This window comes from Butyrivibrio sp. MC2021 (genome assembly GCF_000621605.1).
GTDB lineage: Bacteria > Bacillota > Clostridia > Lachnospirales > Lachnospiraceae > Butyrivibrio.
Map to the genome: position 1 here is coordinate 318209 of NZ_JHXX01000001.1, position 13377 is coordinate 331585.

At 42.4% G+C, this 13377-nt stretch carries 6 protein-coding genes; 3 read left to right on the plus strand and 3 right to left on the minus strand.

Going from position 1 to position 13377, the window contains the following annotated elements; translation table 11 throughout:
- Positions 1–6: 6 nt before the first annotated feature.
- Positions 7–2625, minus strand: coding sequence for a heavy metal translocating P-type ATPase (locus tag T359_RS0101275; RefSeq protein ID WP_026515899.1), 2619 nt, complete (start codon positions 2623–2625; stop codon positions 7–9).
- Positions 2626–2812: 187 nt separating this feature from the next.
- Here T359_RS0101275 and T359_RS0101280 point away from each other — a divergent pair, with 187 nt between their 5' ends.
- A complete protein-coding gene (locus T359_RS0101280) occupies positions 2813–5254 on the plus strand; it encodes a beta-mannosidase (RefSeq protein ID WP_026515900.1) in 2442 nt (813 codons plus the stop codon).
- Between the two features lie 130 nt (positions 5255–5384).
- Positions 5385–6497, plus strand: coding sequence for an alpha/beta hydrolase (locus T359_RS0101285; RefSeq protein WP_026515901.1), 1113 nt, complete (start codon positions 5385–5387; stop codon positions 6495–6497).
- A 29-nt stretch (positions 6498–6526) separates the two neighbouring features.
- Here T359_RS0101285 and T359_RS21230 read toward each other — a convergent pair whose 3' ends face one another.
- Positions 6527–9658 (minus strand): response regulator, encoded by a 3132-nt coding sequence (locus tag T359_RS21230; RefSeq protein WP_197027042.1) that lies wholly within the window; start codon positions 9656–9658, stop codon positions 6527–6529.
- Between the two features lie 126 nt (positions 9659–9784).
- Entirely contained in the window at positions 9785–11419 is a 1635-nt protein-coding gene (locus tag T359_RS0101295) for a class I adenylate-forming enzyme family protein (RefSeq protein ID WP_026515902.1), read from the minus strand.
- A 200-nt stretch (positions 11420–11619) separates the two neighbouring features.
- Here T359_RS0101295 and iorA point away from each other — a divergent pair, with 200 nt between their 5' ends.
- Positions 11620–13374 (plus strand): indolepyruvate ferredoxin oxidoreductase subunit alpha, encoded by a 1755-nt coding sequence (iorA, locus tag T359_RS0101300; protein WP_035783444.1) that lies wholly within the window; start codon positions 11620–11622, stop codon positions 13372–13374.
- Positions 13375–13377 lie beyond the last annotated feature (3 nt).

Below are 13377 nucleotides of genomic sequence, written 5' to 3' on the forward strand. Positions count from 1 at the left end.
TCCTTATTATTCAACACTTACTACCTTGTAGTCTTTCTCCTCTACAGCTTTTTTAAGTGTATCATTATCTACGTCTGAAGAAAGAGTAACAACTGCAGTACCCTTCTCATGGCTGACCTGTGCCTCAGTAACACCTTCAAGGGCTTCAAGAGCCTTTTTTACGTTAGCTTCGCAGTGTCCGCACATCATTCCTTCAATAGTCATAGTCTTTGTCATTGTTTTTTCCTCACTTTCGTTTACAACTTTTTCTATTTTACCATCTGATAAAAATTCTTTGCTATCTTCTTTTAGTATAATTTCTGTAACAGGATCCTTTACAACAATATCTTTTGAAGAATCATGTATATCAAAAAAGTTAAGTCTCAGAGCATTGGAAACCACAAAGAGACTGGATAAACTCATGGCAGCAGCACCGAACATAGGATTAAGGGCCCAGCCGAACAGATGAATATATGCACCAGCCGCCAGAGGAATTCCTATTACATTGTAAAAGAATGCCCAGAAAAGATTTTCGTGAATATTTTTAAGAACCTTTCTGGAAAGTCTTATGGCTGCGGCAGCATCAAGAAGACTGTTTCTGACAAGTACCACATCCGCTGCATCTATAGCAATATCGGTTCCTGCGCCGATGGCTATACCTGTATCTGCTCTTGTAAGAGCCGGAGCATCATTTATTCCATCTCCAATCATGGCAACACTGCCATATTTCTGAAGTTCCTTTATGGCATTTTCCTTCTGTCCGGGAAGAATGCCTGCAATTATCTCGTCTACTCCGGCCTGCTCTCCTATAGCCTTGGCGGTTCCCTTGTTGTCACCGGTGAGCATGACAACCTTAAGTCCCATATTTTTCAGTTCTTTTATGGCTGCAGCGGAGTCTTCCTTTATTGTATCAGAAACCGCAATGATTCCCAGAAATCTCTTGTCTATCGCATAAAATACAGGGGTCTTTCCCATGGCCGCAAGACTTTCGGCTTTTTCCTTAAGCTCTGACTGAACATATGCATATTTCTCGATAAATTCAAGATTGCCACCGTAGATATTGTGTCCATTAAGTACAGCCTTAAGGCCGTTTCCGGGAAGAGCTTCAAAATCAGATACTTCCAGGAGCTCATCCTCATCATCTTCATAGGGATGAAGATCTTTGATATAAGAATTTATCGCCTTTGCCAGTGGATGCTCACTTCTGGATTCAAGTATTCCTGCTATTTTAACCAGCTCATCCTCCAAGTTATTCAAAAGAGAATATCCGCTGCTGGTAAGTGCTTCAGCAGGGAAAATATCTGTGACAATGGGCTCACCCTTTGTAATGGTTCCGGTCTTATCAATTGCTACAATCTTGGTTTTCCCGGTATTTTCAAGGGATGCCGCGGTTTTAAACATAATTCCGTTTTTGGCGCCAACACCGTTTCCTACCATTATGGCAACGGGAGTAGCAAGTCCAAGTGCGCAGGGACAGCTGATAACAAGAACTGCTATGGCTCTGGCCAAAGCAAATCCAAACTCAGCCCCAACCAGTAGCCAGATAAACATTGTAAAAAGCGCAATGATGATAACTATGGGTACAAAAATTGAAGATACCTTGTCTGCGATCTTTGCAATTGGAGCCTTGGTTGCTGCAGCATCGCTGACCATTCTGATTATCTGTGATAGAGTTGTATCTCTGCCAATTCTTGTGGCCTTGCATTTAATGTATCCGGCCTGATTTATGGTGGCAGCAGATACTTCATCTCCGAGAGCTTTATCAACGGGAATGCTCTCACCTGTAAGTGCGGACTCGTTTATGGCACTGTTTCCTTCAATGACTGTGCCATCCACCGGAACAGCTTCTCCGGGCTTAACTACGAAAATATCTCCGATCTTTACTTCCGAGATATCAACTACCTGTTCCTGACCATCTGCATTGATAATGGTTGCAGTTTTTGGGGAAAGCTTCATCAGTCCTCTGATAGCATCTGTAGTTCTGCCCTTACTTCTTGCTTCAAGCATTTTACCCACAGTGATCAGAGTAAGGATCATGGCGGCTCCCTCGAAATAGAATTCATTCATAAGAGCCTTTGCACCTTCAAGATCTCCCGCCGTCTGTCTGATGGTCATTATCACCAGTGCTGCCACACTATAAATAAATGAGGCTGCACTTCCAAGAGCAACAAGAGTATCCATATTTGGAGCAGCATGAATAGCGGACTTGAATCCGCTTATAAAAAACTTCCTGTTTATGATCATGATAATAAGGGCCAGAACCATCTGAACCAGGCCCATAGCCACATGATTATCCGCCATGAATCCCGGAAGCGGGAAACCAAACATCATATGTCCCATGGAAAAATACATAAGAACAATCAGAAATCCAATGGAAAGGATAAGCCTTTTCTTAAGTGCAGGTGTTTCTCTGTCCTCAAGAATATCCTCATTGTCTGCAATATCATCTGCCATTAGATAAGCACCGTATCCGGCATCCTCAACAGCTTTGATGATATCTTTATCCGTTGCATTGCCTTCAACGCCCATTGAATTTGTAAGGAGATTTACATTACATGTAGTAACCCCGGGTACTGAGCTGACTGCCTTCTCAACCCTTGCCTGACAAGCGGCACAACTCATTCCGGTAATTGAATATTTATCCATTTATAATTCCTCATTAAGTCGATCTAATTGTATGCAACTAAATCATAATACTCCTTTGTTAATTATTTTACAATACTCCATACATATTTAGCAAAGAAAAAGGTAAAGACTGTTAAAGTATACGGATATACTGTAAAATTATAGCGATACTGTTCAAGCAAACTACTACTCTTACGAGGTAAGGAAAATGACACAGATTTTTTTACATGAAAATTGGAAATTCAAGCGTACCGATGAAGATATTTTCCATAATGCCACTGTTCCGGGCTCCGTTTTCCAGGATCTTATTGATAACAAGCTGATGGAGGATCCCTATTATCGAAACAATGAGGATAAGGCAAAGGAGTTCATGAACTATGATTATGAATACATAACTGAGTTCTCATCTTCTTCGTTTGATTCATATATGGCCGCCTCCGAAGTATTCCTTCGCTTTGAAATGGTTGATACCTTAGCTGATATCTATTTGAATGATATGCTTCTTGGCAGCCCCAATAACATGCACCTTAGCTATGAATACCCTGTAAAAAAGCTTCTCAAAGATGAAAATAAGCTTCGTGTAGTATTCCACTCACCAATTAAATATATCAAAGAGAAATTCAAAGAGGATCCTCTTCTTGGAACCGAGGACTGCACCAGAGGCTTCCCACATCTTAGAAAAGCCCACTACATGTTTGGCTGGGACTGGGGCCCAAGGCTTGCGGACATGGGACTTCAAAGGCCTGTTTCTCTTCTTTTTGCTGAAAAAGCAAGACTATCTGATTTTTATATAATTCAGGATCATAGTGACGGCGTAACCATTAAGATATCCGGAAGCTCTCAGGTTTTGGATAATACGACCGGAAGCTCTGTAAATGTTAAATACACTGTTACCGCACCGGATAGCAATGTCATCGGAAAAGATATTCCCGTTAATAAAGAGTTTAAAATCCCGGATCCGCAGCTTTGGTGGCCAAATGGCTACGGAGATCAACCTCTTTATACCGTTGAAATTGATTTATTTGACAACGAGACCGAAAAGCTCCTGGATTCCCAGACAAAGCGAATCGGTCTTAGAACCATGGAAATCTCCACTGAAAAAGATGAATATGGCAGCGAATTTGCCCATAAGGTAAACGGTGTCAAAATTTTCGCCATGGGCGCAGACTATATCCCACAGGATAATATCTTGCCCAGAGTTAACAAAGAGCGTACCCGCACTCTTCTTAAGCACTGCAAGGACTCCAACTTTAACTGTATCAGAGTATGGGGCGGTGGCTACTATCCCGAGGATGACTTCTTTGATATTTGTGATGAGCTGGGTCTTGTAGTTTGGCAGGATCTCATGTTTGCCTGCGCAGTTTACAGACTCACAGAGGATTTCGAAAGAACCATCACCGAGGAAATTTATCAGAATGTCACAAGAATCAGACATCATGCCTCTCTCGGACTTTGGTGCGGCAACAACGAAATGGAGCTTTTTGTAGGTCAGGAGCACTGGGGTGCCAAAAATACTCTTAAATCAGACTATGTAAAAATGTATGAGTATCTTTTCCCGAGACTTCTGAAGAACCTGGATCCTCAAACCTTCTACTGGTGCGCTTCACCTTCCTCAGGAGGTGGATTTGACGATCCTAATGATGAAAATCGCGGCGATGCTCACTACTGGGAAGTATGGCACGGCAATCAGCCTTTTACCGCTTACCGCCAGTTCCATTTCCGTTATCTCTCCGAATTTGGTTTCCAGTCTTTCCCTTCAGTAAAGACCATAGAGACCTTTACCGAGCCCAAGGATCGCAACATTTTCTCCTATGTGATGGAAAAACATCAGAGAAATAATGCTGCCAACGGCAAGATAATGAATTACATGAGCCAGACCTTCCTTTATCCGGAAAGCCTTAAGGATGTGGTTTACTATTCACAGCTTTTGCAGGCTGAAGCCATTAAATACGGTGTTGAACACTTCAGAAGAAACAGGGGTCGCTGCATGGGTACCGTTTACTGGCAGCTAAATGACTGTTGGCCTGTTGCTTCCTGGGCATCCATAGACTACTATGGCAGATGGAAGGCACTTCAGTATTATGCAAAAAGATTCTTTGCTCCTCTGCTTATATCCTGTGAGGAAAGAGGCTTTCTTGACCAATGCTTAAGTGTCAATGACGAGATCGATGAGCTTGTTAAATCCATTAAAATCTATGTCAGCAATGAAACCATGCAAAACCGTGATGTAATTGCTGTTTGGCAGCTTCGAAACAGCAAGGCTGAGATCCTGAGACAGGAAAACTCCCTTCTTACTGTAGAAGCCCTCACCTCCGAATTTGTTCAAGAGGAAGTCTTTGATGACATTGATATACATGAAAACTATGTCAGCTTTGCATTGATCGATCACGACACAGATGAATTGCTGTCTGAGGGCACAGTACTGTTCTGCCCTCCCAAGCACTTCAATTTTGCAGATCCCGGGCTTACATTTACCGTAAATGGTGATGAAATAACAGTTTCATCCTCCGCCTATGCCAAGAGCGTAGAGATACGTAATGAAAATGATGATCTGCTGCTTTCTGATAACTATTTTGACTTAAATGCAGAGTCCAAAACAGTTAAGATTCTTAGCGGAGAGCCGAAAAACATTGCAGTAAGAAGCATTTAAACGCAATAATTGACCTATTTTAGATAATATGTGATAAGCAACAACAGCTGCAAACTACTAAAATACTTGAAGGATAAGAGTAATTCTTATCCTTCTTTTTATTTGAAACACTTGGAGGTATGTAAAAAACATGAAAAAGAAATATTTAGCGGGGGTTATGATCATGGCTACAATTATGACCGGCTGCGGAAATGCTGCAGCTACTACAACTACAGAGGTTGCTCCCACTGTTGAGGCCACAGTAGAGGCTACAGAAGAAGCATCTGTAGAAGCATCAGTCGAAGCTGCAGCAGAGGCTACTGTAGAAGAGGCAGTTCCCGATGGAATTCAGGAAGCCATCAACCAGGAGACCTCATATTCAGAAGAAGCATCTGAAGCTTCATCAGAAGAAACCAGAGAAGCTACAGCAGAGATTGGTGATTTAGTTCTTCCCAAATATACAGCTTTAAGAACCGATGAAGCCGGAGTTATCGAGAGAATCACTTACACAACTTATGATTATGCCGGAGATGGCCATGAGTATACCAAGGAAGCCAATGTTTATCTTCCTTACGGCTACAGTGAGGACAAACAGTACAATGTCATTTATCTCATGCATGGTATCGGCGGTAATGAAGACGAATGGGGAATGAATAAGAGTACCTCAAGAGTTAAGGCTATTATGGATAACCTGGCATATTATGGTGACATCGAAGGCTTTATCGTTGTTACTCCAAACGGAAAATCAATCGATGTAGGCAACTCCACAGGTAATGCAACCGACTCCTTCTATCGCTTTGGAAAAGAGCTCAGAAATGACCTTATTCCTTATATCGAATCACATTACAGCACTTATGCAGACTATGACGAGAACGGCTATGATATGGCAGCTTCAAGAGATCACAGAGCCATGGCCGGGCTTTCAATGGGCGGAATGCAGACAATAAACATCGGTATCGGCGAATGTCTTGATCTCTTCTCCTATTTCGGTGCTTTCTCAGCAGCTCCTACCAGCAACGGCGCAGCCAAGACCGCAGCAACTATCGATGCCAGCGAGTATGATGTCAAATATTTCTATAACATCTGCGGAATTCAGGACAGAGTTGCTTATGGCGCAGCATCTGCTGCAGCAAAAACAATACCTGCTCTTTCAGAAAAACTTGTGGAAGGTGAAAACTATATGTGGCAGGAACTTCCCGGTCAGCATGACTTTAAGATCTGGTATCTTGGCTTCTACAATTTCGCTCAGCTTGTATTTAAATAATGCTCTAATAAAACAGCTTGTAACTTCTGTTACAAGCTGTTTATCATTTCTTCCATTTCATCCCAGTTAACTTCTTTCAACAGCTTTTCCAGCTTGTCAAAATACTCTTTGTCTTTCTCCGGAAGCTTATACATTTTTATATCTTCCATGATCATTTCTATGGCATCATAGTCCATTTTGGGGATGAATTCTTTTAATGCATTATAGGCTCCCTGCAGTTCCTCTTCGGATATAGGAGTCTTTTTTAAAGTCTTTTCTTTTTTGGGTACTGCTGAAAGCTTATCCTTATACTCCCTGTACATTTCCAGCAGTTCTTTTATATGTTCATCAAAAAACTGTATATCATCTCCTCGGCCGGCTTTTTCAAGCTGTTCCGCCAGATAAGACAGATGTGTAGCACCTATAATTCTGGCTGTACTCTTAAGAGCATGTACCTTGATGGTACAGAACTCATAATCGCCGCCTTCATATGCGGTCTCAATTTCTTTTGCCTTATCATCGATACCCATTTCAAAGGAATGAAGGAATTTGAGGTAAGCATCAAGATTGCCACAGTATTTTATACCGTCGTTAAGCTTTATACCCTCTATGTTCCTTAAGGCTTCTACAACCTCTTTGTTCGCCTCATCATCAAGTTCACTTAAGGCTTCGTCAGTAATATGCTCAAATTCATCATAGTTTTTCAGAAGTCCCACAGGAAGATACTTGAGAATAGTCTCTTCAAGAGTCTTTCCTTCAACAGGCTTTGAAAGATAATCATCAAATCCAGCCTCTTTGTAGAAAGCAGCGCCGCCGTTCATGACATTGGCAGTAAGAGCTATTACCGGGATCTGAATATTCTTTTCCCTGATTCTCTTAAGGGTCTCAACACCGTCCATTCCCGGCATCATATGATCAAGAACAATCAGATTAAAGGCGTCCTTCTCAAGCTTTTCAAGACACTCTTTTCCGCTTATGGCAAGAGTAAGCTTAAGTCCTGTTTTCTTAAGGAGCCCTTCAATTACCTTAAGATTCATGTCATTGTCATCAACAACGAGAACCTTTGCTTCAGGAGCAAAGAATGCAGGAACATACTCATCTCGTTCCTTTTTAACAATATCTGTTATTGCTCCTATTGGAGCATTATCTACAATTCCCTGTTCCACAACAAAGAAGAATCTCGAACCTTCTCCTTCTTTACTTTCAACAAGGAGTTCGCCTCCCAGGATATGGCAGAACTGATGTGAAATATGAAGTCCCAGACCTGTACCCTGAATGGAGCTGTTTTTATCCTCATCAAGTCTTTCAAAGGCCTCAAATATTTTGTCGAGTTTGTCCTTTTCGATACCAATTCCGGTATCTTCTACAGAATAATAAACGCTGCATTTGTTCTTCTGCCTGCCCACCAGAGAAACCGTCAGTTTAACCTTACCGGAATCGGTATATTTAATAGCATTGGACAAAAGATTGATCAGAACATGCTTTATCTTGCCATCGTCACCATAGAGCCATGAGGGGAGCTGAGGATCAATGTCAGTTTCAAAGCAAAGGTCCTTCTCCTTGGTCCTGGTCTTAAACATAGTGATGATGGAACCAAAGAACTGCTTGGTGTCATAGTTCTGTTCCACAATACTCATTTTACCGGACTCGATCTTGGAAACATCGAGGACGTCATTTATAAGTCCCAAAAGATGTATAGAAGCATTTTGGATATCATGAGCATATTCTGTGACGGATTCGAGATATTTTACAGGAACACCCTCAGTATCTTCTCTAAGGATCATTTCATCCATTCCCAGAATCGTATTGATAGGAGTTCTGATCTCATGGGACATATTTGCAAGGAAACGTGACTTGGCAGTATTAGCCCTGTCGGCCTCGTCCTTGGCGGCTAAAGTCATCTCATAATGCTTATCGATAACCCTGTGATAGCTGGAAGCCATCCACATACCGTAGGATATGGCAAGAATAAGGAAGCTTGAAGAAATCAGCACTATCCTGAAAAGGAATGCATATGAATAATCACGAACATTCTTCATGCTGATATCAACGCCGGCATAAGCCACGCAATTACCTGCCTTGTCAAATACAGGTTCATAAGCCGTGAGAAACCATCCGTAAACACTCTTATTTTCTATGACGTCTACTCTTTCACCCTTAAGAAGCTTCGGAATATACTTCTTATAAGATTCTTCATAAGCTAAAAAATCACCAACTCTTCCGCTTTGAGCAAAGAGCGGGTCTGTATCAAATACTGTATAGCAGCCATCTTCCCTGATCTGATATACATATACATAAACGGCATCAGGGGTACTGTTCAAAATAGCCTGCAAAGTAGAATATCCGAATCGATAACTATCCGGAGCTTCCGAAAACTTATATCTGTGCTCAAGATAATCATTAACCTCGTCAGCAGGAACAGCTCTGCTGGCAAGTTTAGCAGCTCCCTTTGCTATATTGACTCTGTCTTCAGTGGATTTAATGGTGTAAAGAGAAACACTGATCCAGGCAATGGCCACAGTAAGAGCGAGAGCGATAAATGCCAGAAGAAGCAAAAGTCTTGATCTCACCCTCTCCCTGTTGGATGGATCCCAATTATCCGCGCCCACATCAAGGCCCATATGGGTGTCCCAGATCTCATCGGAAATTCTTTTGGGAATAAGTTTAAAAATCACAAGTGAAAGTAACAGTGAAAAAAACTTATCAATAAAGCTGAAAATATTTCCTGCTATGAAAAAGGCAGGAATCATAGCCATCCCTAAATTACTCTGCAAATAATCGGTTATACAGGCAACCGTATGATTACAGGGAACCCCTGCAAGCCCCCATTCGATAAGAACTCCCACTGTACCGGTGACAAGAGAAAGAGAAACATAGAAAAAGAACTTGTCAGTCTTTTCCTTACCTCTTCGCCTGTAATAAAACATGGAAGTCATGATGGCTACAAGCACATTTACAATAGAAAAATAAACGGAATATTCATAAAAAGTGCCGGTGATAATATTTGATGTCAGAGCAGTCAGAATACTAAAGAAAAGCCCGCACTCCCGAGCTACTACAATGGTTCCTATTACGTTCAGGTAAAGAGGAAGATCATAAGCATAGTCCAGTTCCATGGATATAACGTTGATAAAAACGCCAAGTATGGAAATAACAAGGCATTCCAGCGTTATTTTATTCATTTTGATCTTGTTATCTCCCCATGCCCCCATGAATCAACCTCTGCGATACGTAATTTTGAACACCATTTTATATTATAACACATATGGCGGGAACTGTAATAACAATTCCCGCCATGAAGTCGTAACTTATGATTGATTCTGCTTTTCAACTATTTTTTCACCGCAGTAGATTTCACGGAGCTTGGGCTTGTCAATCTTACCTGTGGCATTTCTGATAACGTTGGCAAAAATAATTTTTCTTGGCCTCTTATATCTTGGAAGATCCACACAGAAGCGCTCTACTTCCTCTTCTGTCATGGTCATTCCCTCTTTTACCTGAATGATGGCTGCTGCAATCTCACCCAGACGGGCATCCTGAAGTCCTATAACAGCTGCATCATGTATTTTGTCATTCTTGGCAAGGAAGCTCTCGATCTGCACAGGATAGAGGTTCTCACCTCCGGAAATGATAACGTCCTTTTTACGATCTACCAGGAATATGAAGCCCTCCTCGTCCTGACGGGCCATATCTCCTGTAAAGAGCCATCCATCCTTGAGGATCTCAGCTGTCGCCTCAGGATTCTTGTAATACTCAACCATGACTCCGGGACCCTTAACACAAAGTTCACCTATCTCGCCCTGTTTAACTATATTGCCGTCTTCATCAACAATCTTGGTCTTCCAGCCGTATCCGGGAACGCCGATAGCGCCTACCTTGCGAACATTCTCCATTCCAAGGTGTACACAGCCGGGACCTGTGGACTCAGACAAACCGTAGTTTGTGTCATATTTATGATTCGGGAAATACTCAAGCCATCTTCTGATAAGACTGGGTGGAATAGGCTGAGCACCGATGTGCATCAGACGCCACTGACTTAAGTGATAATCCTTTATGTTAAGTTTGCCACTGTCCAATGCAGCCAGGATATCCTGTGCCCACGGAACAAGAAGCCAAACTATTGTACATTCTTCTTCGGAAACCGCTCTGAATATTGCCTCGGGAGAATTGCCTTTAAGAAGTACCGCTCTGCTTCCTGTATAAAGTGAACCAAACCAGTGCATCTTGGCTCCGGTGTGATACAGAGGGGGAATACAGAGGAAATTGTCCTCATGGGTTGTCTCATGATGCATTGCTTCCATCTTGGCTGACTGCATAAGTGCAGTATGGATGTGAAGAATAGCCTTGGGGAAGCCTGTTGTCCCCGATGAGAAATAAATAGCAGCTTCGTCCTTATCCTCGATAAGAACTCTGGGTGCTACGGATGAACTGTTGGAAACCTGTCTGTAGTAGTCATCCGCATAGGATGGACACTGATCTCCAACGTAGAAAATAAGGGTATCTTTCTTGATTTTCTCGGCAATGTCCTCGATTCTGCCGATGAACTCCGGTCCATAGAAAAGAACATCGGAATCGGAAGCCTTAAGACAGTAATCAATTTCTTCCGCAGTAAATCTGAAGTTAAGAGGAACCGCGATGGCACCGGATTTCAGGATTCCGAAATAAATAGGAAGCCATTCAAGGCAATTCATAAGAAGAATGGCACATTTCTGTCCCTTCTTGATACCTCTCTCAATAAGCATATTTGCAACTCGGTTGGCCTTCTCATCAAAAACCGACCAGGTTATCTGTCTTCTGTAATAAGATGTGGAAGTGGGCTGGATCAGCTCGTATTCCTTCCAGGTAACTCTCTGTTCCTCTTTGATCTCAGGATTGATCTCCACAAGAGCAACTTCGTCCCCATACAATTTGCTATTACGCTCCAATAAGTCTGTAATTGGCATTACTTTTTAACCTCCTTTAGCACGCAAAAGTGCTAAAGTAAAGTATACTAGCTTTTGTAAAAAAGGTCAAACGGTCAATTGGAAAAATACTTGATTTTATGCACTTTATCCATTATCCTAGATAGTAGCCGCTTTATCGCTTTAAATCACCATAAAGCTGTTTTTTACGGCTTAAAATATGTTTGGGTAGGAGGTTTTTAATGGAAAAAAATGCTAACAAGCAGCTTATGCTTGGTAATAAAGCTGTGGCCCGTGGTCTTTATGAGGCCGGCGTCTGCTTTATTTCAAGTTATCCCGGAACTCCCAGTACGGAAGTAACCGAGGAAGCTGCCAAATATGATGAAATCTATTGTGAATGGGCTCCCAATGAGAAGGTAGCCATGGAGTCTGCCTTCGGCGCATCTCTTGCTGGCAGAAGAGCTTTTTGCGCACAGAAGCACGTTGGACTTAACGTAGCTGCAGACCCTCTTTACACAATGTCCTATACAGGCGTAAACGCCGGACTTGTTATTGTTGTTGCTGATGATGCAGGCATGCACTCATCTCAGAACGAGCAGGATTCCCGTCACCACGCCATCGCAGCCAAGGTTCCTATGCTTGAGCCTTCAGATTCTGCCGAGGCTCTTGAGTTTACCAAGCTCGCCTATGAACTTTCAGAAAAGTATGATACTCCCGTACTTCTTAAAATGTGTACCAGAGTCGCACATTCTCAGTCTATTGTAGAGCCCGGAGAAAGAACTGTTCCTGACTTTAAATATGAAAAGAATATTGCAAAGTATGTTATGACTCCTGCCAATGCCAAAAAGCGCCATCCTATCGTTGAGCAACGCACAGCAGATCTCATTGCATATGCAGAAGAAGCTCCTGTCAACCGAGTTGAAATGGGTGATACCAAGATCGGAATCATCACAAGCTCCACTTCTTATCAGTATGTAAAAGAAGTATTCGGCGATTCAGCATCTGTACTTAAGCTTGGCATGATCAATCCTCTTCCTGTAAAAAAGATCAAGGATTTTGCAGCTAAAGTTGAAACGCTCTATGTTGTTGAAGAGCTTGATCCCATTATTGAGAATCATGTAAAACAGCTTGGAATTGAGGTTTCAGGAAAAGATCTTCTTCCTATCTGCGATGAATTTTCACAGACACTTATTGCTAACGCTTTTGGCAAAGAAGTTCCTGCATCATCAACTATTGAAGACCAGATTCCCGGCCGTCCTCCTGTAATGTGCGCAGGATGCCCTCACAGAGGACTGTTCTATACTCTTAAGAAAAATAACTGCACCGTTCTCGGAGATATCGGCTGCTATACACTTGGTTCCGCTCCTCCGCTTGGTGCAATAGAAATGACTCTTTGCATGGGCGCTTCTATCGGAGCTCTTCACGGCTTCAACAAGGTAAGAGGCCAGGAATCAGAGCACAAGACTGTTGCTGTTATCGGTGATTCCACATTCATGCATTCAGGTATGACAGGTCTTGCCAACGTAGCTTACAACCAGTCCAACTCCACTATCGTCATCGTTGACAACTCAATCACCGGAATGACCGGACATCAGCAGAACCCCACCACAGGCTACAACATCAAGGGAGAGCCTGCCGGAAAGGTTAATCTCGAGGCCCTTTGCAGAGCTATGGGCTTTGAAAGAGTTCGTGTGGTTGATCCTTATAACCTGGATGAGTGCGACAAAGTCGTAAAAGAAGAACTTGCCGCAGATGCTCCTTCAGTTATCATTTCCAGAAGACCTTGTGCACTTCTTAAGTATGTTAAGCACAATCCTCCGCTTAATGTAAATACCGATAAGTGTGTAGGCTGCAAGTCCTGTATGCGAATTGGCTGTCCTGCTGTATCCATGAAGGATGGCAAAGCTAACGTTGACTTTACACTATGCGTTGGCTGCAATGTATGCTCACAGCTTTGCCCTGTCGGAGCATTTGAATCACAGGAAAAGGAGGCCTAAAGC

What these genes read in the sequence shown, in the direction of transcription:
- T359_RS0101295 (WP_026515902.1), bottom strand. Translation starts at nt 11,419, where the DNA reads ATGCCAATTACAGACTTATTGGAGCGTAATAGCAAATTGTATGGGGAC.
- T359_RS0101285 (WP_026515901.1), top strand. Translation starts at nt 5,385, where the DNA reads ATGAAAAAGAAATATTTAGCGGGGGTTATGATCATGGCTACAATTATG.
- iorA (WP_035783444.1), top strand. Translation starts at nt 11,620, where the DNA reads ATGGAAAAAAATGCTAACAAGCAGCTTATGCTTGGTAATAAAGCTGTG.
- T359_RS0101280 (WP_026515900.1), top strand. Translation starts at nt 2,813, where the DNA reads ATGACACAGATTTTTTTACATGAAAATTGGAAATTCAAGCGTACCGAT.
- T359_RS21230 (WP_197027042.1), bottom strand. Translation starts at nt 9,658, where the DNA reads ATGAATAAAATAACGCTGGAATGCCTTGTTATTTCCATACTTGGCGTT.
- T359_RS0101275 (WP_026515899.1), bottom strand. Translation starts at nt 2,625, where the DNA reads ATGGATAAATATTCAATTACCGGAATGAGTTGTGCCGCTTGTCAGGCA.